This is a genomic window from Deinococcus sp. Arct2-2 (assembly GCF_004801315.1).
In the GTDB taxonomy this organism is placed as follows: domain Bacteria; phylum Deinococcota; class Deinococci; order Deinococcales; family Deinococcaceae; genus Deinococcus.
The window spans coordinates 22,624-44,841 of sequence record NZ_SSNW01000047.1; the positions used below are offsets into that span (position 1 = coordinate 22,624).

Annotated in this window: 23 protein-coding genes and 1 pseudogene; 7 read left to right on the forward strand and 17 right to left on the reverse strand. The window is 63.9% G+C overall.

All coding sequences use genetic code 11. The annotated features are described in order from the left end of the window. Positions 1-10: 10 nt before the first annotated feature. The 3 genes from E7T06_RS16910 to E7T06_RS16920 are packed head-to-tail and all read left to right on the forward strand — an operon-like array spanning position 11 to position 3,227. A complete protein-coding gene (locus E7T06_RS16910; RefSeq protein ID WP_136366945.1) occupies positions 11-1,219 on the forward strand; it encodes a hypothetical protein in 1,209 nt (402 codons plus the stop codon). Then, positions 1,216-2,019, forward strand: a complete 804-nt coding sequence (locus E7T06_RS16915) for an IclR family transcriptional regulator (protein ID WP_136366946.1) — start codon at positions 1,216-1,218, stop codon at positions 2,017-2,019. Before E7T06_RS16910 ends, E7T06_RS16915 begins: the two co-directional genes overlap by 4 nt. Then, complete coding sequence (locus E7T06_RS16920) at positions 2,016-3,227, forward strand: Xaa-Pro peptidase family protein (protein ID WP_136366947.1); 1,212 nt, start codon at positions 2,016-2,018, stop codon at positions 3,225-3,227. The genes E7T06_RS16915 and E7T06_RS16920 overlap by 4 nt, the downstream gene beginning before the upstream one ends. 322 nt (positions 3,228-3,549) lie before the next feature. Here the strand turns inward: E7T06_RS16920 and E7T06_RS21325 are convergent, their stop codons facing one another. The 8 genes and pseudogenes from E7T06_RS21325 to E7T06_RS16955 all read right to left on the reverse strand — a co-directional run bounded on the left by E7T06_RS21325 (position 3,550) and on the right by E7T06_RS16955 (position 10,675). Then, positions 3,550-3,969 (reverse strand): DUF421 domain-containing protein, encoded by a 420-nt coding sequence (locus E7T06_RS21325; protein WP_168733608.1) that lies wholly within the window; start codon positions 3,967-3,969, stop codon positions 3,550-3,552. A 278-nt stretch (positions 3,970-4,247) separates the two neighbouring features. After that, positions 4,248-5,555: a sodium:proton antiporter gene (locus E7T06_RS16930; protein WP_136366948.1), complete on the reverse strand. Its 1,308-nt coding sequence runs from the start codon at positions 5,553-5,555 to the stop codon at positions 4,248-4,250. Positions 5,556-5,564: 9 nt separating this feature from the next. Next, the gene (locus E7T06_RS16935) at positions 5,565-6,917 is read right to left on the reverse strand and encodes an ArsB/NhaD family transporter (RefSeq protein ID WP_136366949.1); all 1,353 of its coding nucleotides are present in this window, start codon (positions 6,915-6,917) and stop codon (positions 5,565-5,567) included. Beyond that, positions 6,910-7,083 (reverse strand): hypothetical protein, encoded by a 174-nt coding sequence (locus tag E7T06_RS21330; RefSeq protein ID WP_168733609.1) that lies wholly within the window; start codon positions 7,081-7,083, stop codon positions 6,910-6,912. The genes E7T06_RS16935 and E7T06_RS21330 overlap by 8 nt, the downstream gene beginning before the upstream one ends. 271 nt (positions 7,084-7,354) lie before the next feature. Further along, positions 7,355-8,149: an ABC transporter permease gene (locus E7T06_RS16940; RefSeq protein ID WP_136366950.1), complete on the reverse strand. Its 795-nt coding sequence runs from the start codon at positions 8,147-8,149 to the stop codon at positions 7,355-7,357. Further along, a complete protein-coding gene (locus E7T06_RS16945; protein WP_136366951.1) occupies positions 8,127-9,041 on the reverse strand; it encodes an ABC transporter ATP-binding protein in 915 nt (304 codons plus the stop codon). The genes E7T06_RS16940 and E7T06_RS16945 overlap by 23 nt, the downstream gene beginning before the upstream one ends. 544 nt (positions 9,042-9,585) lie before the next feature. Beyond that, positions 9,586-10,319 (reverse strand): annotated as a pseudogene (locus E7T06_RS16950) (LysR substrate-binding domain-containing protein). After that, positions 10,316-10,675 (reverse strand): PD40 domain-containing protein, encoded by a 360-nt coding sequence (locus E7T06_RS16955; RefSeq protein WP_205750964.1) that lies wholly within the window; start codon positions 10,673-10,675, stop codon positions 10,316-10,318. Before E7T06_RS16955 ends, E7T06_RS16950 begins: the two are co-directional and overlap by 4 nt. A gap of 199 nt (positions 10,676-10,874) precedes the next feature. Here E7T06_RS16955 and E7T06_RS16960 point away from each other — a divergent pair, with 199 nt between their 5' ends. From E7T06_RS16960 to E7T06_RS16975, 4 genes are all read left to right on the forward strand, one after another. After that, positions 10,875-12,563, forward strand: a complete 1,689-nt coding sequence (locus E7T06_RS16960) for a YncE family protein (RefSeq protein ID WP_136366952.1) — start codon at positions 10,875-10,877, stop codon at positions 12,561-12,563. Between the two features lie 11 nt (positions 12,564-12,574). Next, the gene (locus tag E7T06_RS16965) at positions 12,575-13,738 is read left to right on the forward strand and encodes a hypothetical protein (protein WP_136366953.1); all 1,164 of its coding nucleotides are present in this window, start codon (positions 12,575-12,577) and stop codon (positions 13,736-13,738) included. Positions 13,739-13,849: 111 nt separating this feature from the next. Continuing rightward, positions 13,850-14,566, forward strand: coding sequence for a plastocyanin/azurin family copper-binding protein (locus E7T06_RS16970; protein WP_136366954.1), 717 nt, complete (start codon positions 13,850-13,852; stop codon positions 14,564-14,566). A gap of 38 nt (positions 14,567-14,604) precedes the next feature. Further along, the gene (locus E7T06_RS16975; RefSeq protein ID WP_136366955.1) at positions 14,605-15,054 is read left to right on the forward strand and encodes a CHRD domain-containing protein; all 450 of its coding nucleotides are present in this window, start codon (positions 14,605-14,607) and stop codon (positions 15,052-15,054) included. A 116-nt stretch (positions 15,055-15,170) separates the two neighbouring features. Here the strand turns inward: E7T06_RS16975 and E7T06_RS16980 are convergent, their stop codons facing one another. From E7T06_RS16980 to E7T06_RS17020, 9 genes are all read right to left on the reverse strand, one after another. After that, a complete protein-coding gene (locus E7T06_RS16980; RefSeq protein WP_136366956.1) occupies positions 15,171-15,863 on the reverse strand; it encodes an anti-sigma factor in 693 nt (230 codons plus the stop codon). Further along, positions 15,860-16,414 (reverse strand): sigma-70 family RNA polymerase sigma factor, encoded by a 555-nt coding sequence (locus E7T06_RS16985; protein WP_136366957.1) that lies wholly within the window; start codon positions 16,412-16,414, stop codon positions 15,860-15,862. The genes E7T06_RS16980 and E7T06_RS16985 overlap by 4 nt, the downstream gene beginning before the upstream one ends. A gap of 210 nt (positions 16,415-16,624) precedes the next feature. Then, complete coding sequence (locus E7T06_RS16990; protein ID WP_205750966.1) at positions 16,625-16,837, reverse strand: hypothetical protein; 213 nt, start codon at positions 16,835-16,837, stop codon at positions 16,625-16,627. A gap of 75 nt (positions 16,838-16,912) precedes the next feature. After that, entirely contained in the window at positions 16,913-17,350 is a 438-nt protein-coding gene (locus E7T06_RS16995; protein WP_136366958.1) for a four-helix bundle copper-binding protein, read from the reverse strand. Between the two features lie 202 nt (positions 17,351-17,552). Further along, positions 17,553-18,302, reverse strand: coding sequence for a cytochrome c biogenesis CcdA family protein (locus E7T06_RS17000; RefSeq protein WP_136366959.1), 750 nt, complete (start codon positions 18,300-18,302; stop codon positions 17,553-17,555). Positions 18,303-18,313: 11 nt separating this feature from the next. Then, complete coding sequence (locus E7T06_RS17005; protein ID WP_136366960.1) at positions 18,314-18,796, reverse strand: thioredoxin family protein; 483 nt, start codon at positions 18,794-18,796, stop codon at positions 18,314-18,316. A gap of 429 nt (positions 18,797-19,225) precedes the next feature. Further along, the gene (locus E7T06_RS17010) at positions 19,226-19,645 is read right to left on the reverse strand and encodes an OsmC family protein (RefSeq protein WP_136366961.1); all 420 of its coding nucleotides are present in this window, start codon (positions 19,643-19,645) and stop codon (positions 19,226-19,228) included. 232 nt (positions 19,646-19,877) lie between these two features. Continuing rightward, positions 19,878-21,101 carry a zf-HC2 domain-containing protein gene (locus E7T06_RS17015; RefSeq protein ID WP_136366962.1) on the reverse strand — a complete coding sequence of 408 codons (1,224 nt, stop codon included), beginning with the start codon at positions 21,099-21,101 and terminating at the stop codon, positions 19,878-19,880. Beyond that, entirely contained in the window at positions 21,098-21,784 is a 687-nt protein-coding gene (locus tag E7T06_RS17020) for a sigma-70 family RNA polymerase sigma factor (protein WP_136366963.1), read from the reverse strand. The genes E7T06_RS17015 and E7T06_RS17020 overlap by 4 nt, the downstream gene beginning before the upstream one ends. Between the last annotated feature and the right edge of the window lie 434 nt (positions 21,785-22,218).

Below are 22,218 nucleotides of genomic sequence, written 5' to 3' on the forward strand. Positions count from 1 at the left end.
GAGAAAACAAATGACTACCAGTACGCCGCAAGATCATGAACTTGGACGTCGCCTTACCGCTCTGACCATAGGAATGGATCATCTGGAACGCCGCCTCTCGCGGGGCCACGGCGTGCTGGACAGTGAAGGCTTGGTGCCGATCTACCTGGGTGACGCATTGGTGCCCGCTGCGCCCTTGGAAGACTGGGACGCCGTGCAGCACGAACTCAGCTCGTTGGAGCAGGCGGCGTCGGGTCTAGAGGCGGGGCCAAGGCGGGTTTTTCTGGACGATATGTTCCGTTCGTTGCGAACCGCTGCCCGCCTGTTTGAAGGCGAGGAACTGAGTTTCAAGGAAAAACTGGAAGGACTGGTGGGCGTTCCGGCACAGGCGGTAGACACCGAGCAGATCGAGAGCATGAAACTGGATGTAGACCGGGTGCTGATGGACGCCGGATACCGTCAGGGAACGGTGGCAGAGCGGGTGGCCCGCTGGGAACAGGAACAGGCCATTCCAGCCGAGCGCTTGGAAGCCGAATTCAAGCGGCTGATGGACGACGCGCAGGCCCGCACCGACCGTCTGATCTACGCCACCGGCGATTACCAGATGCAGCTCAACACCCTGCGCGGCGTTCCTTTCACGGCCCGCTGCAACTTCAACGAAGGCCAGATGGACTTGAATGTCGATCTCAGCTTTACCCGCAGCGCCCTCAAGCATCTGGTGGCCCATGAGGTGTTTCCTGGTCATTCGACCCAATTGCTGCTGACCCACGACTGGGCCACACAGGGCAAAAGCACCGCCGACGTGTTGCTGTGCACCACCAATGCCGTCACAGGCTGCGTGCAGGAAGGCATCGGGGATCAGGGCGTCCACCTGATCGACTGGATCGAGGATGAGGGCGACCTGCTTCACCGGGCCTTGCGGCGGGTGCGCAGCGCTACCGCCACCAGCGCCGCCTGGTATCAAATGGGAGAGGGCTGGCCCGAAGCCCGCGTGATCGAATATTTGGAACAGCACAGCTACGGTCAGCGGCCCTGGATCGAAGGACGCGTGCGCTTCGCCAGTTATCCGTTCCGTGGCCCCTTTATCGCCAGCTATTGGTTCGGTGACGAGGCCGTGCGGGAGGTCAGGGAACGCACCTTACCTGGAGACCGGGCGGCCTTTGTGGATTACCTTTATGGTCAGATGCATTCACCCCGCAGCCTCCTGATGTTTGATCCCCAACGACGTGCGACCACATGAGCGAAAATGTTCAGAGCGTTGAGCGTGCCCTCGACATTGTGGGAACCATCGTTGCCGCACACCGTCCCCTGAGCATTGCCGAGCTGTCTCAACAGATGCAGCTGGCCCCCAGCACCATTCACCGGATTTTGCAGACGTTGTCGGCCAAAGGATATGTCCATCAGGACGCGCTCAGCAAACGCTACGACATCGGCCCCGAGATCGTCGAAATTTCACGGTCTCTGTACCTGCGCTACGACCTGGTGCGCCGGGTGCGGCCTTATCTGCAGGAATTGGTGGACTGCACGGGTGAAACTGCACACCTGGCCGAGCTGTACGGCACGACCGCCATGTACCTGAGCCAGCTGGAGCCCCTGACCATGATGCGAATGTTTACCACCCCCGGCAGCATCACGCCGCTGACCTGCTCCGACGTGGGCAAGCTGTTTCTGGCCGACCTGCCGCCCAGCACCGTCAAACGCATCGTGGACAAGGTGGGATTGATTCCCCGCACGCCTCATACGTTGGTCAGCTGGGAGCGGCTGCAAGCCGAACTCCAGACGGTGCGCGAGCAGGGCTATGCCGAGGACAACGAGGAGCGTGAGCTGGGCGTGCGCTGCCTGTCGGCCCCACTGAGCAACGGCGCGGGCAAGGTCATCGCCGCTCTTGGCATCGCTGGGCCTTCCGGGCGGCTGACCAAAGAGCGGGTTCCGGAACTGAGTCAGCAGATTCGCGCTATTGCCCGCCGCGCCGCCCACGACCTGATGCTGGTTGCCAGCCCGGTGCTCGAACCTGCTCCCCTGGAATCCCTCCCCTCATGACGGCTCCTTCACGCCTTGAAATTCAGCCTGCCGAGTACCGCGCCCGCCGGGAAAAGTTGGCCGGAGCCCTGCAACAGCACAGCTACGACCTGATCTGTGTCTTCGGCCCCACGCGCGTGGCTTACCTGACCGGCTTTTTCTTTGCGGCCACCGAGCGTCCTGTGGCGGCCATCCTCACCGATGACGGCGAATGCAGCCTCTTTATTCCTGAATTGGAATCAGACCATGTGCGGCAACAGTGTCCAGAGCTGAGCCAGTTCGCCACCTATCCGGAATATCCGGGCGGCGGCAGCGGCCAACATCCACTGCTGACGCTGGCGGCGCACCTGCGCACCCTCAAACCGAATGCACGGGCTATAGCTGCCGACCTAGACGGCTACGAACACCGCTGGGGCTACCGTGGCCCCCGGCTCAGTCAGGTGATGGACATGCCCATTCACGAGCGGCTGGATCTGATCGACGACGCACGGGCCATCAAAAGTTCAGCCGAGATCGCGCTGATTCGTGAAGCCTGCGTGTGGGGAGATCACGCCCACCAACTCATGCAAGACGCCGTTCGCCAGGGCAGCGACGAACTGCTGGTCTCACACGGCGCGAGTTTACAGGCCACCCGCGACATGCTCTCTGTCCTAGGTGACCGCTACGTCCCCAAATCGCGCGAGGGGCTGCCCGCCAACGCCATGTTCATCCGGGGCCACAACACCGCCAACCCACACGGACTTCATCAGCAGGGAGGGGTGCAGGCGGGCGATACGTTGGTCACAGGGGCCTACGGTGTGGTCGGCGGCTACGAGAGCGAACTGGAACGAACCATGTTCGTCGGTGAACCGACCTCCGAGCAGATCAGGTATTTTCAGGCCATGCTAGACGCCCAAGATGCAGGCTTCGCGGCGCTGAGACCTGGTCGACACTGTTCAGAGGTCGAGCAGGAGGTACGTGACCTGCTGGAGGAGCGCGGCCTTTTGGCCCTCACCCGTCACCACATCGGGCACGCTTTCGGCATGGAAGGGCATGAACATCCGTTTCTGGATTTGGACGATCACACCGAACTGGCTGCGGGCATGATCTTTTCCATAGAACCGGGATTGTATGTGCCCGGCCTTGGAGGCTTTCGGCACTCCGATACTCTGGTGATTACCTCAGACGGAGCAGAGCGGCTCAGCCTCTATCCACGCGATCTGGACAGTCTGTTGATTGGGCTGGTCTGACGGAACCTGTTTGGCACTGAGATCTCAGCACCTGACACTTTGATGTGAATGGCGTCCTGGACGCAGTCTGGCAGTACGAAGGGCGGTATCAGGGTTTGTGACAAGCTCCGAAGCCGCCCTACTGAATGCTGACACGCTGGCTGCCCATTTGAAAACCCGCCTCCCCCATCGCCGCGGGGACGCCCTGAAGCGACTGGCCGAAGTGCTCTTAGCGATTCTTCAAGCCGAGTCCACACTCCGCCGCAAGATCGCTCTGGGCTTGAGTCGGTCTTGCACACGTGTGGTTAAGCCACCTGAGCTTGGCGCTCGAACTCATGTGGTGTCAAGTCGTCCAATTGGAGTGAACCCAAAGTACCGAGGGGTTCAGTCCAGCCCCTTCCACGTACTGCCCATGTTCGATGAGCACGACCGGTGGATTGTCCACGAAGTCATGAAAGCGGGCGGAGCGGGCACTGAGCCGCGACGTGAGCCACTGCAGCACGGCCAAGCACACCAGCGCGAGTGCACCTTCAGTCAGGTTACGGCCCATGATTGAACTCGCCACCAACGACCTCGCGGCGACATTGATCAGAAAGTCAAAGGAGGTGAAGGATGCGAAGGTGCGGGAACCAAACAGGCGGGCCATGAACACCACCCAGGCGTAGAGCAACCCCACGGAGAGCAGCACGCGCAGCAGAAACTCAAGCGACCAGCCTCCTTGCGGGGTCAGGAGGTCTTGAAAGACCGAAAGGAGCGTGTGCATGGGTCACCCTATTCAGGATGCGTCTGCTGCGGGCGTGCCATCCTTCCGCCCTTGTTCATTTTCCCTGCTCGCTGCGACGTCTTGACGGGCAGGAGAGAGTGGGATGGCGGTTCAGTCTGGGGCTGCGCGCGTTGAAGCACCAGCAGCATCAGGAAACCAAGCCAGACTCTCAGAACACCCAGCCATTGGGGAAAACAAGCGTCGAGCGGGGTCAGTGGCAGCGTCCAGACCACTGGGAGGGCCGGTCGAGCGTGATTGCCGACCGCAGCAACCCAGCCTTATCCCGAGTGTGAATCACGTTTAATCTCGGTGCCTTCTCCTGCCCCCCGCTCTCCGGTGGCTTTCCCGGCCTGAGTCGCCAACTTGCCCACGGTCAGGCCCTGCACGATGATCGAGAACACCACGACCACGTAGGTCAGCACCAAAAACAGCTCCCGCTGCGGTCCGGGCGGCACGGTGAAGGCCAGCGCTACGCTGATGGCGCCGCGCAGCCCGCCCCAAATCATCAGGCGACGCGTAAATGGCAACCAGTTCTGCCGCTGACCCAGCAGCACGAACGGCACCTGCACACTGGCGGCGCGGCTGATCAGCACCAACGGGATTGCCAAAACACCCAGCAACAGGGCTTCTCCGCTGAATTTGACCACCACCACTTCCAAGGCCAGCAGCGCGAACAAAAAGATGTTCAGCAGTTCGTCGGCCAGATGCCAAAAGGAATCGAACTTTTCGCGGCTGGACAGGGCGGCGGGGCGGCGATCCGTCAAGGAACCCACCAATAAGCCCGCAGCCACCGCGGCCAGGGGCGCCGACACATGCAGGTGCAGGGCTACGGCGGTACAGGCCAGCACCAGGCCCAAGGTCACCAGCACCTCCACCACAAAATCGTCGACGGCCCGCAGTGCGAGGTACCCCAGCAGTCCCAACACGCTGCCGAGGACAAGGCCGCCCACCGCTTCTTGGGCAAAGAACCCGGCCACGCCGCCCAGACTCAGCGCCGGGCCGTGTGCGCCGCCCGCCGCTGCTGCCACGCCTGCCAGCACCGCGAAGGCCACCACGCCGACGCCGTCGTTGAACAGGCTTTCGCCCGCCACCAGCGTTTCGATGCGCCGGGGCACCTTGGCTTGCTTGAGCATGCCCAACACCGCCACCGGGTCGGTGGGCGAGATCAGTGCTCCGAACAGGAGGCAGTACACCAGGGGCACCGACAGGTCAAAGAGGGTGAGGAGGGCGAACAGGCCACCCCCCACCAAACCAATCGACAGGGCGGTGGACAGCAGAGCGAAAACCACCACTTGGCCGCGCAGGGCCCACAACGCGTGTGAGTTGACGCCCAAAGCCCCTGCAAATAAGAGGAAAGACAAGACCCCCTCAAAGACGAAGTCGTCAAACTGAATGCCCCGCACCAGTTCGACGGCATTCAGGGCTTGGGGTACTTGCAACCCCACCAAAGCCAGCAAGATCAGGCTGACCAGCAGGCCGCCGACGGTGACGCCAATAGAAGCAGGCAATTTGAAGATCCGGGCATTCAGGAACGCTAAGGCGGCCGTCACGCACACTAGCACCGTGGTCAAGTCCAATACACTCATGGGCATACCTCAGCGGGTCAACGTGAAGAAGAGAAAATACAGCCCGAGGGCGACCGTCGTCGTGATCAGAGCAATGGGCGTGGCGTAGCCCATAAATTGCCCGAAACTCAGCGGATGGCCTTCCCGCGCGGCAATATCGGAGACCACAATGTTGGCCGACGCGCCGATCAGGGTCAGGTTGCCGCCCAAGCAGGCCCCGAGGCTCAAGGCCCACCACAGAGGATCCATGGCCGCGCCCAGCGTGCCCTGCAACTCCTTGAGCACGCTGGCCATGCTGATGGTGAAGGGAATGTTGTCGACAAACCCACTGATGATGGCGCTGGAAAAGCCGACCAACAAGATGCCTAGGCCGATATCCCCGTCGATGGCGGCGGTGAGACTGGTGGCGACCTGTGCAAAGACACCAACATGTTCGAGGGCGCCGACCACGATGAACAAGCCCATAAAAAACAGCAGGGTCGTCCATTCCACCTGCTCGAACAGTTCGACCGGGGTCAGGTCGGCGATCAGCATCAAGAAGGTGCTGGTGGTGAGGGCAATCAGACCCGCTTCGAGGCCGATGGGGTGCCCGACCATAAACAACACCAAGGTGATGCCAAAGATGATGAGGGCTTGGCGCATCAGTTTTGGATCCGTGCGAATAGGGGTCGGGTCGGACAAGACGCTGTTGAGGCGTTCAGCGGCTCCGTCGGAGTTCAGGTCGCCGCGCCAGCGCATCAAGAGGTGCATCAGGCCGATGCCCAGAACAGTCGCGACGACCGCGTAGGGGGCGACATTGACCAGGAAGTCCCCGAAACCTTTCCCGGCCACGGAGCCGATGATGATGTTGGGGGGATCGCCGACCAGCGTGGCCGTGCCGCCCGTATTGCTGGCCAGAATGACGGCGATCAGGTAGGGAATGGGTCTCAGACCCAAGCGAACGACGACGGTGACGACCACCGGGGCCATGAACAGCACGGTGGTGACGTTGTCCAGAAAAGCGCTGAAGACGGCGGTGAGCAGACTGAAAATCCACAGAACCCGGGCGGGTTCGCCGCGGGTGTACAGCATGCCCCAGCGGGCCACCAGATCAAAGAAGCCGCTGCGGCTCAGCACATTGACGATGTTCATCATGCCGAACAGCAAGAAGATGGTGTTGAAATCAATGCTGCCCCACGCTTGATCGGGCGTGAGGAGGCCCAAGATCATCACCGCGCAGGCTCCGAGCAGGGCAGCCACCGTGCGGTGAACGTATTTTTCCAGCAAGATGAGGATGTAGGTCAGCACAAACAGGCCGATGGCAAGAACCGTTAGCGTGCTGTCGCTGAGGGTCAGTCCAAAGGCATCGAACAGGGTGGGATGCGGATCAGCAGCTTCAGACATGGAGGAACCAGAAGGCGGTGGCAGGCGGAAAGAACAGGAAAGCCACCCCGAGGATCACGAACCCAACGAGCAAGAGGGCCAGAGCGAAACTGCCGATCATCAGGCCGACTTGGCGCAGGGTCACGGGCTCACGGTCTTCGGGGGGCGGGTCAGGGGGAGTGGGCATGGGCACCTCGGGGTAGAGCGGGAACGGAACGACACGGCAAGGAGGAGCCTGCTTAGCAGACTCCTCCAGTTCGGCGTATAGTCGCCGGCACCTGTCACAGAGACAGGGTTGTGATGCCTGCAGTGTACATGGCCAGCACAGGACAGGCAAAGAAGCGCAGACGAACTCGCTTTGATTCCCGGTTCTAGAAGAAAGCACCAGACGAACAGAAACCGCTTTGAATGCGCATCCAGTGGTTGTAAACCGGCTTGTTGTTGGCGCTTTGCCTGGCTTAGCGGCCAATATCCCGGCGCAAGAAGGCGGGGGTGGCCAGCAGCACAGCCACCACGCCCACGAGCAGCAGCACCCCCACGCCGCGTGCATCCGGCGGCCCAGCAAACGGACTCTGACCGACGGCGTACCAGAAAGGCGAGACCACCCGCCACGGCTGTAAGGCGGGCACTTGAGGAGACAGGCTGTGAATCAAATACGCGCCGAGGGTCAACGCGAAGGCCAAGCCTGACGCGAGGCCGGGCCGCCCCGTGGCTGTGCCGAGTGCCAAGGCCACCGCGCCCAGCGCCCAAGCCAGCAAGATCACCTGCGCGGTGGCCAGCAGTAGGCGTGCGCCGTCCAAGTCAGCCTGCACGAGGCGCGCCCCCAGGGCAGTCACCGTAAAAATGCCGACGCCCAACACCAACAGATTGGCGGCCAACGAAGCGGTGCGTGCGGCCAGCAACTCGGTTCGGGTGATGGGTTGGGCCAGCAGCACTTCCAAGCGGCCCTGCTCCTCGTCTCCGGCTACGGCGCGTGTACCGGCCCGGATACTGTAGATCACCAACGTGATCGGCAGCAGCAAACTGAACAGACGGGCCCAAGCGTAGCCGCCCGGCGACACCAAGTCTTGGGCTCCGAACGTCTGCCGCAAGGCCTCGGGAAGGCGCTCGACAAATTGGGCCAGGTCAGGACTGTCGCGCACCACCGGATAAAACGCCCATGAGACCGCCACATACAGCGCCAAGCCCGCCATCCACCACAGGGTCGTGCGCCGGGTGGTTCGCAGATCGTCAAAGAGCAACTGAGTCCACATGGGCTTCCTCCCGGTAAAAGGATAAGAACACGTCTTCAAGGCTGGGCTGGTGGCCGCGAACCTCCAGCACCCGGTAGGCCGCCAGGGTTTTGATCAGGTGGTCAGCCTCACCCACCACGACGCAGCGCAGGGTTTGGTGCTCCACCTGCACGTCCCGCAGTTCGGGGAGGGCCTGAAATACGCCCTCTGGCACTGGATGGGCAAACCGCACTTCAAGGCGGTGCGGCAACTGGGCCTTGAGGTCGGCGACGCGGGCCACTGTGACCAAGCGGCCGGCCCGGATGATGCCCACCCGGTCGGCCACCTGCTCGACCTCGGCCAGCACATGCGAGGACAAGAAGACGGTGCGGCCCTCCGTTCGGAACTCGCGCAGCACCTGCAAGACTTCGTCGTGCACCAGAGGGTCGAGACCGTCGGTCGGTTCATCCAAGATCAGCAGATCGGGTTGGCCCAGCAACGCCGCGATCAACCCCACCTTCTGCTTGTTGCCTTTGGAGAGAGTGCCCAGCGGACGGGAGGCATCGAGGCCGAAACGCTCGGTCAAACTCTGCACCTGTCGACCCGACATTCCGCCCCGCAACCGGCCGAGAATGCCAAACAATTCTTGAGCGGTCAGGTGGGGGGCCAGCCGGAGTTCACCGGGCAAGTACCCGACCCGGGCGTGAATCTCCCGCGTGTGCCGGGCCAGATCAAGGCCCAATACTTGCGCTGCTCCACCGGTCGGGCGTAAGTACCCCATGAGTGTGCGGATGGCCGTCGTTTTACCCGCACCATTAGGCCCCAAGAATCCGAAGATTTCTCCGAGCTTGATCTCCAGATTCAAGGGGTGCAGGCCCACGCCCGTTCGGTACAGCTTGGCAAGGGCTTGGGTGTGAATGACGCTGGTGGTCATGGCAAAACCTCCGGGGCACCCCAGGAACAAGACACGGGTGGAGCCAAGCTGAGCTGACTCCACCAATTCGGTTTATGGGGACCGATCCCGTGCGTTCCTTGAACTGTACGCTTGCACCCACTTGCTTGGCAAGAGAGGACGGCTGGCGTGCCCTATTCCTAGAATTCCAGTGAACCGCTGCAACCGCGGAATCCACTCAGCAGTAGGCTAAAACCTAAACCATGACGACCCCGTCCAGCCCTAATGGCTGGGTTCATCCTGATGTGGCCCGCCTACCGCTGAGTGGCTGATGAAGGCAGCAGCGTGCTGGCTGTCGTGCGTTTAACCAGCAGGATCCCCTTCCCTTTTGCACAGGTAGATGCATCGTCAGCGCCGTCTTGTGGTGCCCTCCTGCTTCGCGGTCTCGGCCCGGGCGCTGAGCGGCGCTTGGCGGCTCAGCGCAGGCATGTGGCTTAAACAGCGGCCTTCCTCCCAACGCTGGACACGCTCGGGGCCGTGGCCCGAACTCTCTTCAGGTGCTGTCTGGCCCCTGTCCCGTTTCGCTCTACGCAGTGCGCTGCAATAGATGCAGAAATGCCTGTGCGGCGCGGGACTGCTGCTCGGGTGGGGGCGTGACCTGCGTCAGCGGCCGGCGCAGTCCGGGCAGGTTCAGGGGCACCTGGATGAGGAGCCCTGCCCGCAGCTCAGACAGGAAGGCCATGCCCAGTCCACCGATCACTGCTTCCTTGACAGCTTCGGTGCCAGGAAGTTCCAGGAGGATCGTGGTTGCCAGGTCGGCCCGCGCCAGCGCCAGTTCGGCCACTTCCCGCGTGCCCGACCCGCGCTCCCGCCAGACCAGTGGCAACGCCGTCAGGTCGCTTCCAGCACGTGCCAGCGGATGGTGTGGAGACGTTACCAGCACCAGCTCGTCCTCAGCGAACACCTGGGCCTGCCACCCAGGATGCCCGGCGAACCCTCGATCAGCGCGAGTTCGACCTGGCCGTCCTGCAACGCGTTCATCACCGCGCGGGTGTTGCCCTGCCGCATGTGGATGCTCACCGCCGGATATCGGGCGTGGAAGAGGGCCAGCACGGCCGGCACCACGGCCGCCGCGATGGTGCTGCTCGCGGCCACACTGAGCGTGCCAGACGCCAGACCGCGGAGATCACGCACGTAGCCCTGGGCACCGTCCAGCGCGCGGGTGAGGGGCTGTCTGGGGCTATGACTTGTGAATGATGAGAAGTAGGTGGTGTGTTCTGGAGAACGAGAGATCAGCAGCCGACGGCGATGGTTTTTCATTGGACATGCCTGTGGCCGTCCACTAGGGCTGGGCCATACCCCGGCTGAGGATGGGCGTGGAGGAGCGTGACCTGACCCTGGAACTGCCGGAACAGGGCCGTCGATCCCAGGCGGTCACTGACGAAGACCAGGTCGTCGGGGGTGAAGAAGGCGGGCCGTCCCGCGCTGTCCGAGTCGTCAGGTTCCTCGAGTGCGAAGGGTTCCAGATTGGAACCATCCGGATGCACACGGTGTAGCCGCCGACGCCCGTCCTGAAGGCGTTCGAACACGATCCACTGGCCGTCAGGGGTCCAGTTCGCGCGCAGATCGGTTCCAGCTCCCTGCGTGATGGCGTGCGGAGCACTGAAGGTAAGCATGGCTGAGCGTACTGGTCGCCCAGAGTCAGGAGGTCAGCGAGACGTAGCGTAACCTTCAGCAACTCCAGGGCTGCCCGGCAAACCACACCGTGAAGCTTCGGTGAAGAGTTGGGTGCATCCGGGATGGGGGGGGCGGCGCATACGGGGGTGAAAGAAGCCGCCCAGGTTTCCGCCGCCCCGCCCCCACCCAGGGCCACCCGTGTTGTCCGAGGTCGTCATGTTCCAGAGCCACCGTGTCCAGCGTCATCGTCCGTTCCGTCCCGCCCTCGCCGCCCTGCTCACCGTCGGCGTGACCGGCGCGCTCGCCCTTGCACAGCAGGCCAGGAGCGTCGGCGCCCAGGGCCTGAGTCAGCCCCCGACACTCACCGGCCCCGCTCTGTCCTCCCGCGACCGGGTCTACACCGCCGACCAGACCTCGAATACCGTGACGGTCATCAACCCTGCGACCAATGCTGTGGTGGGCCAGATCGCTCTAGGCAACCCCCGGCCCAAGGTGCTCGGGGCGCTGGACGACATGCAGGTGAACGTGCACGGCCTGGGCTTCTCGCCCAACGGGCGGTATTTGAGCGTCATCAGCAACGCCTCGAACGGCGTGACCATCGTTCGCACCCGCGATAACCACGTGATGGGCACGGTTTACCTCGGGCGCGGCCCTCACGAGGGCTTCTTCACCCCGGACGGCAAGCAGGTGTGGGTCACGGTGCGCGGCGAGGATTACCTCTCGGTCATTGACGTAGCCAGCCTGAAAGAAACCGGGCGCATCATGGTCGCCCAGGGGCCGGGCATGGTCGTCTTCACTCCGGATGGACAGCGCGCCTTCGTAGACTCCAGTCGCACCGCGCAGCTCGACGTGATCGACGTCCGAAGCCGCAAGGTCATCGCCCGTGTGCCGGTGGTGAGTCCCTTCTCGCCCAACCTGGTGGTCACCCCCGACGGGAAGGAGGTCTGGCTGACCCACAAGGACGTGGGCAAGGTCACCGCCATCGACGCCCGCACCTTCAAGGTGCTGCACGTGCTGGAGACTGGCAAGGTGACCAACCACGTGAATGCGGTGAGTACCAAGAACGGCGATTTCATCTATGTCACGGTGGGCGGCGAGAACGTGGTGAAGGTGATCAGGCGTGGCGCGAAGCCGCAGATCGTGGCGACCATCAAGACCGGCTTCACCCCGCACGGGATCTGGCCCAGCGGGGACAACACGCGGGTCTACGTGGGCCTGGAAGACCAGGACGCGGTGGACGTGATCGACACGGCCAGCAACACGGTGATGAAGACCATTCCCATCGGCCAGATGCCGCAGGCGCTGGTGTACGTCGCGGGTGCCGTGCCCAGCGGTGCTGGCACCCAGAACCTGAAGACCGTGCGGGTGGGTCTGCCCTCGGTGAAGATGGGGCTGGAAGTCCCGGACAAGCCCTTCGCGTTCCTGCCAGCGGCCCTGAAGGCAGTCTCGGGCAACGTGGTGATCCGCTCCCTGGACGGGACGGACGACTTGACGCTCAAGGCCGAGGGCCTGACGCCCGGTGCCAGCTACACCCTGTTCCTGACCGAGTCGGCGGTCGCCCCCTTCGGGATGATGCAGCACGTGATGGACTTCAAGGCGGACGCGGGGGGCAAAGTCGAGGCGAGCGCGATGGCCAGCATCTTCGACGCCTTCACGCTGCGGGGCACCGCCAAGGACGGCAAGCCGGACGGCCCGGCCATCAAGGCCAGTAAGGTCAATCTCGATCACCTGGTGGTCTGGCCGAAAGACCCTCAGACGACCGCCAAGCTCTTCACCGATCAGGGCCAGCCCTCCGCGGTCTCGCCCTTTGACACGGATCTGGACGCCGGCCCGGCCATCCTGAGCGACAGCAACGACGCCTCCGCGAACAGCCCTCTCACGCGTTAAAAGGACTGCCCATGAATAAGTTCATCCCCTTCGCCCTGCTCCTGAGTGCGCTCCTGGGAGCCTGCAGCACCAACGTTCCCGTGCCCCCCTCGCCTGAGAGCGCGGCCCCGATCATGCGCATCGTCTCGCCGTTAGGGAACGCCACCGTCTCGCCGGGCACTGGCGTGCCGGGCACCGTGACAGCGCTGAACACCGGCGCGGGTTTCGTGATCAACCTGGAAATCGTCACACGGGACGACGTCAAGGTGAAGGTCAGGGAGGCGACGGTCGGCCCAGGCAGCGCAGGTATCCGCCATGAAGACCTGCTGGGCCAGGCCAACCCCGACTTCCCCGACCTGACGGTGAGCGCCGACGTCGACCTGATCAAGCCGGACGGCGGCGTCATCGCCAGGGGAACCAATCTCGCCGCCCTGTTCAACGTCGCGGGCACCGACGACACGCCCGGCCCCGGCGTGACGGTCTGGGCGGGCTGGCACGTGTTGGAATCGCTGCCCGCCGGTGTGAGCGCCCTGACCCTCACCGCCTCGGTCAAGGACGACGCGGGCCGGGTCTCGCAGGATAAGGTCACAGTGCAGGTGAGGGCGGGCGCGCGGACGGCGGGCCAGGAACTGACGCTGGCCCCCGGCCCGCTCGCCGGAGACGGCCTGGACGACCCGGATGGCCCCGAAGTGAGCCTGATCGCGCCGCGTGTCCCCAGCAGCATCTCCCCCGGCCCGAGCGGCACGCCGCCGGCCGGAACGGGCTCGCTGTTCTTCATCCAGGTCAGCGCGACCGACCGCAGCGGGGCCGGCATCGGCGTCCGCGAGGGGCTGATCTTCGATCCCACCAAGATTGCCAATCCCAAGACCGGCACCCTGGCCGGGCCGAACAGCTTCTACCCCGGCCTGGAACTGAGTTTCGACGTGCCGCTGATCCAGCCCAACGGCAACCGGGTAGCGGCCGGCGCGAACCTCGCCCCACTGTTCGATGTGGCGGGCAGTGAGACCGGGCCGGGCGGCGCGGTGCGCACGACCGCCGACTGGGTGGTGGGCGGCTCGCTCGACCTGCCAGCGGGCAAGACGACCGTCACCATCACTGCGCGCGTCACCGACAACGCTGGCAAAACCACCACGACCCGGCAGGTGGTTGGCGTCAGCTCCACGGTGAACGGGCAGGAACTGACCAGCACTCCGTAACGCGGGCCAGCTCTGAGGGTGAATCATCACCGTGCAGCACCCGTCCGTGTCCCCTGGCCGCAGACGACTCTCCGCTCTCCTTTCGACATGAATCACCACATAAGGAGCTCCATGTTCAGACGTGTCCTGATTAGCCCGTTGATCCTGAGCAGTTTCATGCTGACCCCAGCCAGCGCGGCAACCCTCCAACTGTTCCCATTCAAGGCGCTGGGCACGGCGGGCGGCGTGTCCGGTCAACTCAGTGTTCGCACGCTCTCGCCCACCCAGTCTGTGTCGACGTTGACCTTGCGCGGCCTGACTCCGGGCCGGGCCTACGCCGCCCACTACCACGCGCTGGGCAAGGCGAGCGCTGAGCCCTGCGCGTCTCAGGGGCCCATCACCTTGGGCTTCCCAGCCTTCAAAGCCAATGCACGCGGTCAGGCCACCATTCTCCTGCGGGCCGATCCGGCGCGGATCGCCGGAACCCTGGGCGCCTACGTCAACGTCCACACCGCGTCCGATCTCACGGTCGTCCCTCTATGCGCGGCGCTAGTAAAGACGGGGGCAGCTCGAGGGACGCCGGTCGCCGCAGACTCGGTCACCGTGAAGGTCGGGGACAACCTGTTCCAGCCCGCCAGCCTGAGCGTCCCCGCCGGCACTATGGTGACCTGGATCCACACCGGCCAGATCACCCACAACGTCCTCTCGTTGACGGTCGCCGACTTGAAGTCACCGGATCTGCGGCCGGGGGACAGATACAGCTACACCTTCAAGACGCCCGGCACCTACACCTACTACTGCTCGTACCACGACGGCATGAGCGCCACAATCACCGTGACCAACCGCTGAGGCGGAGTCAATGCAGTTCACGTACCACGGAGGAAGATATGTTCGGACACAAGATCGTTCTGGGGATGGCCACCACCGCACTGCTCGGCTCGTGCAGCATGATGATGGGGATGGGTGGCACCACCTATACCTTCAAGCACAATCCCAACGCGGCCGATCCCGCCGCGATGGGCAAGGCCGTGGCTATTAGGAAGGACACCATGGTCAGCACCACCCTGACAGTGAGTGGGCTGACGCCCAACAAGGCCTACATCGCGCACTACCACGCTTTCGGGCCCGCGTCGAGCACTGATCCCTGCGCGTCCAACGGACCCGTCACACTGGGCTTCCCGAGCTTTACGTCGGACGCCAGCGGCAATGCCAGCGTGACGGTCAGCGGCGACCCGGCCAAGATTGCCGGCGACATGGGCGCCTACATCAACGTGCACTACGCCAGCGAGCCCAGCGTCGTGCCGATCTGCGCCCCAGTCAAGATGACCAAGGGCTGAAGATCACCATCGGGGCGGCCCTCACGGCAACGTGGGGGCCGCCTCACATGGCCTGAACCGCACCATACCGCGCCAGGGACGGCCGGAGAACCTGCACAGGCACCGCCGATCCGTACTCAACTGCCGGGCAGCGCTACCCGGCCGAGCGGCTGCGTCGGTGCTGGGCTGCCCCCGGCGGGTTCCACGCTGATGCCCACGGACGCGTAGCCCCGCCAGCCCACCTGCATGACGGTGCCGCCCGTCAGCCCCAGACTGACCGGCACACCGGCATCCGGCCCGTTGCCCCGGCGGCCCCACGCCTGGTAGACCTGCCCAGTAGGCGCTGGCCGCGTGAGCACGACGAGCGCTTGCCCATCTGGCCGAACAAACAGTGTGCCGAACGGCTCACTGCCCTGAGCCGTGAGCATGACCCGTCTCACGCTCTGCGCCTCCCACTGCGCAGCGGTGGCTTGCTGGGACGGCTCGGTGAAGGGGCGGGTCGTGATAACGCCCAGGGCCAGCACCACCACGGCGGCGGCCGCCAACCACGGCCAGCGCGGACGCTGGAGGCGGGGCGCCACGCTGAGCGGTCGGTGAGACCTGCGGGGAACCGCGCTGACGGTCCGGCGGGCCTGAAGGCGTTGCCACGCGCCGCTGGGCAACGCCGCGTCGGGCAGGTCGTCCGCGAGAGAGAACAGGGCGTCCCGCAGCCGGGCCACCTCGGCGCGGCAGTCCGCGCAACCGGACAGGTGAGTCTCGACGCTCTCCAGCTCCGGCCCTGTCAGGTCACCCAGGACGTACCCGGGCAGTAGCTCAGTCGGATGGGTCATGGCGTTATCCTTTCCCGCAACCCCAGCAGCGCGCGGCGCAGGCGGCTTTTCACGGTGCCCAGCGGCAGCCCGGTGCGGGCCGTGAGTTCGGCGTGCGTGTAGCCGCCGAAAAACATTCCTTCGAGCAGCAGCCGGTCGGTCTCGGGCAACGATCCCAAGGCAGCATCGATCCGGGCCTGATCCAGGGGATCGCGTGGCGGGGAAGGCGCTGGCAGATCGAAGGCCGGATCCTCGAACGCGCCGTCACGGGCCTGTGGCCGGGCGCGGCGGGCCCGCAGGCGCTCCAAGCACAGGTGGTGGGCGATGGTCAGCACGAAGGTCTGCACTGTACCGCGCGCCGGATCATAGCGGTGTGCTTGGGCCTCCAAGCGCAGGAACGTGTCCTGAAGGACTTCCTCGGCATCCTCGGGGGAGACCAGCATCCGCAGGCATACCCGGTAAGTTACGCCGGCGAACGCGTCGTACAGGCCTTTGAAGGCCTCCTCCTGTCCATGCTGGAGCTGCACGATCAGCTGCTGGTGATCCAGACCGGTCGGCAGGGTAGCGGGCATGACCACAGTGTGCCGCACCGGCCGTCGTTCCCGGGCACGCAACTCGGAGGGAAGAAGGGCGGCAGAGAAGCTGGGCATACCTCCCGTATGCGCGCAGAGGGCCGCCTGGATGCACCTCTTCGGCAAGAAGGGTGCCCAGGCAACACGCTCAAACCTCAGCCCCTCGATTCACCCCCCACTTAGACGATCTGGACAACATTTGGACTTTCGCTAGGTTGGGCCCATGTAAAGCGCCATCCACATGCGCGTCTGGCTGAAATAGATGTGGTCCAGCTGAGAGGTGTTCGGGTACATGAGGCCGTACATGATCACCGTAGAGGTGGCGATCATGACCGCAAATCGGCCATAGCTGCCGCCCATCTTGCCCAGCGGTTTCTCGCCGGAGTCTTGTGCTTTGGCCGGGCGATCCATGGATTCGTTCACAGGATGCTCCTTCTCTCAACACAGCCGCCTGCCCGCAGGGACGCTGCGGCAGACGGCGGGAGAGTTGGGTGCCGTTCAGGCGCTCAAGCCGTCCAGCATCTTCTGGCACGCCTGCTCACAGCGGCGGCAGGATTCCATGCAGACCTCGCAGTGCTTCATGCCCATGTTCTCGGCGTGCTGCTGGCATTCATCGCCGCACGCCTTACAGGCCACCAGGCACGACTGAAGCTGCGCACGGATCACGGCCATGTCCGGTTGTGTCTGGCGCATCAACACGCGCCCAGTGGTGTCACAAATATCCGCGCAGTCGGCATTCAGGCGAATGCAGTGCGTCAGGTGTCCAGCGTGTTCGGTCTCGCCCAGGCAAGCGTCAGCGCAGGAAGTGCAGACCTGCACGCACTCGAAACAGGCTTGAATGCACTCCATCAGGCGGTCCAAATCAAAGGACGGTTGACCGATCTGCGGGTGCGTTTGCAGCATACGGGTCACGGCGGACGTGGTGTTCTGGGTCATGGCATCAGCTCCAGGAAAAGGGCGAACGGTGAGGGGTGCTGAAGGTCAACTCTCATCGTAGGCTTGGCTCCTGTCCTGAGAGCGGTGTGTTAAGTCCCTGTAAATCGTCATGCAAGGATGGCTCAGGATCAGAGTGGCCTTGAGTCGGTGGGGCGCATGGCGGCTGAAGCCGAGTCTCCATGGGCCACCATCGAGGCCCGCATCAGGGAGCTTGCCGTTCCAACTGTCCGCGCACGGTGTCGGTTTCCTCAAGGAAGGTGAGGCGCTGCACGTAAGGCACGCGCTCCACGATAAAGGTCTGGGCGGCGCGGTCGAGCCCGAAGGCCATGCCTACCGCGAACACGGCCAGCACCACCCCGAACGTCTGCTGAATCCGGCTCAGGTTCCCCATCAACGCCGGAACCCGTTTCAGCATGGCCCGCCCACCGCGCATGATCGCCAGCATGGGGAGGGCGACACCGAGGGCATACGCCAGCGTGACGGCCACCGCGAAGGCCGTGACCTGCCCACTCAGGGCCAAGGTCGTCACGCTGGCCAGAATCGGCCCGACGCACGGCGTCCAGACCAGCCCCAAGGTCAGGCCCACCAGCAGACCACCGCCGAAGCCGTCGCCGCCTTTGCTGTTTCCAGTCGCCACCCGTTGGGGCACTACCCTTGCCGCCAGCAGCTCAAAGCGCCGTTGCAGGGCAGGCACCGCCAGCGTCAGACCAAACACGAACAGCAGGGCCACCGCGCCCCAGCGCAGGGCGTCCGGGCTGAGGTTCAGGGCCGACACCAGAGTGGACAGAAACAGGGTCAGCACCACGAAACTGCCCACGAAGCCCACGATAATTCCGGCGGGCCGCGCCCTGCCGCCCACCGTGCCCGACAGCAGCACAGGCAACACAGGCAGCACGCAGGGCGAAATGACGGTCAGCACGCCGCCCACGAAGGCGATCAGCAGCAGCAACATCGTTCAGGCTCCTAGCTGGCTGTCTTGGTCTTGGCGATGATGTCGCGCAGAGTGCCGCCTGCCCACTTTTTCAGCGCCTTGCCCTGCGCGTCGACCAGCACGAAGGTATGCTGGTAGGTGATGCCATACTGCTTCTTTAACGCCGATTCCTTGTCGTAGTCGGTCTTGAAAATGGTCACGCCTGCGGGCAACTGCGCCAGATTCTTGGTGATGTCGGCGTCGGCGGCCTTGCAGTTGGGGCACCACGTCGCGTGAAAGAACAGCACCCGCTGTGTGCCTTTGGCGGCGTCGAAGGCGGCTTTGGTGTACGCCACGTAGCCGCCCGACTTCTTCATGGTGTCGGTCATGGCTGGCTCGGACTTGGCCGGGGTGGTCATGGTCTGGGCGGGCGCGGCACTGCTGAGCAGCGCGGCGGCCACCAGCAGTCCGGGCAGCACCAGCGCGGGCAGGGCAAGGCGAGACAGGGCGGAACGGGATACAGCAGTGTTAGACATGGTGGAGCCTCCTGCTGACTGATACGCCCCGCCCTACGCAAAGGTTCATTTCCACCGATTCAATTGCCCGCCCCCACCGTCAGCACCTGGCCGCCGCGCACCAGCGGCAGCTTCAACCGTGGTGTTGCCTTCCTCCAGGGCCGGGGATGGGGAGGGGTGGCCTGAGATTCAGGCCACCCCTTCCGAAACAACTCACCACGTCTGGAACGCTGGTTTCTGATGTTTTCTTCTGGTCGAGGCAGCGCTGGTGCGGGCATGAGGGTGAAGGTTCGTGATGCGGGCGTGCACACTCCGGAATTCTTGAGCGCGCCCCTGCCGCCCCAACCCCTGATGACTTCGCTCCTGTGGCCGAGTGGATCCGTGTTCTTGCTCCATCAGGTGAGTGCACCGGGCCGTGGAGAGCACCAGCAGGTGATCGCCGCCTTTCAATCATAAAACCTCAACTGTTGGTTGGGTCTCCACACGGAACACGAGATTCACCGCTGGGCGCAAGGTGTTGGACACGATGCAGGCCCGGTCGGACATCACCACCAGCTTCTCGAGCACGTCGAGATCCTCAGTCTGGGCATTCACCGCCACCTCAATGTCACTGAAGCGGCTCGGCGCGGACGCCAGCGTGCCTGTGACCTGTAACCGCACGCTCTGAATGTTGGCGTTGCGGGCCTGGATGGCCGCCAGTAAATTGCTCATGAAGCAGCCGCCGAGCGCCACCAGCAAGTGCTCACCGCCCATCATGCCTTGGTCACTGCCCTCTTTGTCCAGCGGGCGATCGATCACCACCCGGTGGGTTCGGGCTTGGCCCAAGGACGTGGACGGACCCGTTTGATGAACACTGACTTGGATGTGCATGCGGAAGTATGGCACCCTGATGTGACCCCTGGTTCTCGGTCGAGGCCACCACCATCCGATCCTGGTGGCCACTCCAGCAGATGGCCCCTGAGAACAACCGTTTGTGCACCTGCGGCATGGATCTTCTCCGGTGAACAACAGACCCCTTGAATTTGCCGCTGGGGTTCAGTTCTGAAGCACGTCCACCCCTCATTTCCGTGTAGCACAGATCCGTTTCAGAGCACACCAGCCCTTAGACGTCGCTCAGATCAGGCCTCAGCATCAGCAGGCCGCGTGTGGCGTCCGCGAGGGCCAGGTGTCCACCCGGCAGGGCAGCGATGTCCATCGGGGTGCCGAAGGTGCGCTGGCGAGCCACGCGGAAGGTGGCGAGGTCGACCACACTCACCGTGCCGCCCCGGTCGGTCAGGTAGGCTTGGCCGTCCATCACGCTGAATTTGTCCGGATTCCCCTTCAGCTTCAGCGTGCGCTTGATCTGTCCGTCTTCGGCCAGTTCCAGCAGGCGGCCCTGAACATCCAACACCAGTACGCCGCCCGACCACTCGGCAAGGCCCACCGGTGCGCCGCCCACCGCGTAAGTGTCCAACACCTGCCCACCATCGACTGACAGGACAAAGACTTGCCCGGTGGCATGACTTGTTGCCAGTAGACGGTTCCCGACGTGCAGCACAGCGTCCATGCATTCGGCTTGGGGCATGGGGGTGGCTTTGGCCAGAACCCGGCGCGTAGTGGCCGAGTCGTTTGGGCCGCCGAACACCAACAGTTCCCCGCTGGCCGCTGTTTTCACAAACACGCGGCCACCCTCTACGGCCAAGCCTGCTGCCCCGCCCGGTGTAGGGTAGCGGCGCTCTATGTTCCCCTGCGCCACGTTCAGCACGATCAACTGGTTGTTGGCGGCGTCCAGGAGATAGGCGCGGCCCTGTGCGTACACGGCTTCGGTAAACCACGCGGGCTGGGGTGTCTCCATGCTCACGCGGCGCAATTGGCCGCCCGCCGAGCGAATCGTCAGGGGAGCGCCAGAGCTTTTGCTGGAGGCGAACACCACGCTGTCTCCGGCGCTCACCACCACATCGGCCCGCGTGGGCGCAGGCTGGGGCCACAGCACAAAGGCGGCGACGGCGGCAGCCAGTCCAAGGCTGGTGGGCAGCCAGAGGGCAAGGTTTGGGCGCTGGCGTGCGTCGGACCTGTGTACTGTGGTAGATGCCTTGGCGCTGTTCAGCACACGCGCACGCAGTTCGGCAGGTGGGGCGAGTTCGGGGGCAGCTTGCAGCACGCCGCCCAGCACTTGCCGCAGTTCGGCGGCCTCACGCTGGCAGTCGGCGCAGGTTTGAAGGTGTGCCCGCACGCGCTCCGTTTCCGCTTCAGAGGCGATGCCCAGCAGCACGGCGCTCAGGTCTTCGCGGCAAGCTTCACAGTCTGAATTGTTGATGCCCTGTCCGCTCCATTCCTGCCCGTTCATAAGCTCTCTCCCTCCTCGCCCAACACGCCGCGCAGACGGTCTAGCGCGTATTTCAGCCGGCTTTTGACCGTACCTACCGGAACCGACATGGCCGCCGCGATGTCTTCGCGCGTTTCTCCCCGGAAAAAGGCCCGCTCCACCGTTTCGCGCTGCACGGGCTTAAGGGTATGCAGCGCGGCCCTGATCTGCTCGGCGCGGGCGCGTTCCTCGGCTCTGACCTGCAAGTTCACCCGCTCATCGGGGAAGGGGAGGGGCAGTCCTTCCGAGTCGTCTATCGGCAGAGTAGGCCGCCCGCCACGCAGCTTGGAAATGGCCGCATGGCGCACCACGGTCAGAAAAAAAGTGGGAAACGAGGCCCGCGCCGGATCAAAGAGCCCCGGCTTTTCCCAAACCTTCAGGAAGGCGTCATGGACAATATCCTGCGCCTGAGCCGCGTCTTTAAGGATGTACGACGCAATACCGTAAGCGGCGCGGCTGTGGCGGTCATAGAGAGTGGCCAGAGCCGCCTCGTCGCGTCGGGTAAAGCGGGCCAGCAGCGCTAAGTCAGATTCGTCCGGCAAGGACTGAAGGCTGGACACCTGCTCGCTGGGGCGCATCACCGACACACTAACCGAAACCGCTACCAGAGCGCCGACGCCGCGTCGCCTGTGCAGGTGCAAACCTGCCCCGTACACGCTCAACATCTTGGCCCACGCCTCATCCTCATGCTAACCTATACGTCTGCCGCACCAGAAAAGTTCAGAAAGAAGGCCACTCAGACGGAACTATTGATTCTGACCTGACTGGGCAACACTCTGGGGAAATTGAGCTGGAAGGTCAACCTCCCCCGCTGCTGACGCAACGCCCCCTTTCAAGGTGGAGACTTAACGGCTGTAGTGCTCCCGTTTCAGGGGGCTGCCTGCGAAGCAGATTGGGGGGTGCCCGGAATCGCCATTACTGAATGGTAGGTGAACTTGGTCTCCATTAGATGTTGCCCAGCCGCACTGGATGCACCCGCACGCACAGCAGGCCCGGACCTCCTGCTCTGTCCGGGCCTGCCGTCCTCCCAACCAACGGGAGCGTTTACTTGAAGCGGAAGACGATGGGGCAGTTGACGATGATGCCCGACGACCCGAAC

Bases quoted from the DNA above. Each gene is read 5' to 3' on its own strand.
- E7T06_RS16910 (WP_136366945.1), top strand. From the start codon at position 11: ATGACTACCAGTACGCCGCAAGATCATGAACTTGGACGTCGCCTTACC.
- E7T06_RS16915 (WP_136366946.1), top strand. From the start codon at position 1,216: ATGAGCGAAAATGTTCAGAGCGTTGAGCGTGCCCTCGACATTGTGGGA.
- E7T06_RS16920 (WP_136366947.1), top strand. From the start codon at position 2,016: ATGACGGCTCCTTCACGCCTTGAAATTCAGCCTGCCGAGTACCGCGCC.
- E7T06_RS21325 (WP_168733608.1), bottom strand. From the start codon at position 3,969: ATGCACACGCTCCTTTCGGTCTTTCAAGACCTCCTGACCCCGCAAGGA.
- E7T06_RS16930 (WP_136366948.1), bottom strand. From the start codon at position 5,555: ATGAGTGTATTGGACTTGACCACGGTGCTAGTGTGCGTGACGGCCGCC.
- E7T06_RS16935 (WP_136366949.1), bottom strand. From the start codon at position 6,917: ATGTCTGAAGCTGCTGATCCGCATCCCACCCTGTTCGATGCCTTTGGA.
- E7T06_RS21330 (WP_168733609.1), bottom strand. From the start codon at position 7,083: ATGCCCACTCCCCCTGACCCGCCCCCCGAAGACCGTGAGCCCGTGACC.
- E7T06_RS16940 (WP_136366950.1), bottom strand. From the start codon at position 8,149: ATGTGGACTCAGTTGCTCTTTGACGATCTGCGAACCACCCGGCGCACG.
- E7T06_RS16945 (WP_136366951.1), bottom strand. From the start codon at position 9,041: ATGACCACCAGCGTCATTCACACCCAAGCCCTTGCCAAGCTGTACCGA.
- E7T06_RS16955 (WP_205750964.1), bottom strand. From the start codon at position 10,675: ATGCTTACCTTCAGTGCTCCGCACGCCATCACGCAGGGAGCTGGAACC.
- E7T06_RS16965 (WP_136366953.1), top strand. From the start codon at position 12,575: ATGAATAAGTTCATCCCCTTCGCCCTGCTCCTGAGTGCGCTCCTGGGA.
- E7T06_RS16970 (WP_136366954.1), top strand. From the start codon at position 13,850: ATGTTCAGACGTGTCCTGATTAGCCCGTTGATCCTGAGCAGTTTCATG.
- E7T06_RS16975 (WP_136366955.1), top strand. From the start codon at position 14,605: ATGTTCGGACACAAGATCGTTCTGGGGATGGCCACCACCGCACTGCTC.
- E7T06_RS16980 (WP_136366956.1), bottom strand. From the start codon at position 15,863: ATGACCCATCCGACTGAGCTACTGCCCGGGTACGTCCTGGGTGACCTG.
- E7T06_RS16985 (WP_136366957.1), bottom strand. From the start codon at position 16,414: ATGCCCGCTACCCTGCCGACCGGTCTGGATCACCAGCAGCTGATCGTG.
- E7T06_RS16995 (WP_136366958.1), bottom strand. From the start codon at position 17,350: ATGACCCAGAACACCACGTCCGCCGTGACCCGTATGCTGCAAACGCAC.
- E7T06_RS17000 (WP_136366959.1), bottom strand. From the start codon at position 18,302: ATGTTGCTGCTGCTGATCGCCTTCGTGGGCGGCGTGCTGACCGTCATT.
- E7T06_RS17005 (WP_136366960.1), bottom strand. From the start codon at position 18,796: ATGTCTAACACTGCTGTATCCCGTTCCGCCCTGTCTCGCCTTGCCCTG.
- E7T06_RS17010 (WP_136366961.1), bottom strand. From the start codon at position 19,645: ATGCACATCCAAGTCAGTGTTCATCAAACGGGTCCGTCCACGTCCTTG.
- E7T06_RS17015 (WP_136366962.1), bottom strand. From the start codon at position 21,101: ATGAACGGGCAGGAATGGAGCGGACAGGGCATCAACAATTCAGACTGT.
- E7T06_RS17020 (WP_136366963.1), bottom strand. From the start codon at position 21,784: ATGTTGAGCGTGTACGGGGCAGGTTTGCACCTGCACAGGCGACGCGGC.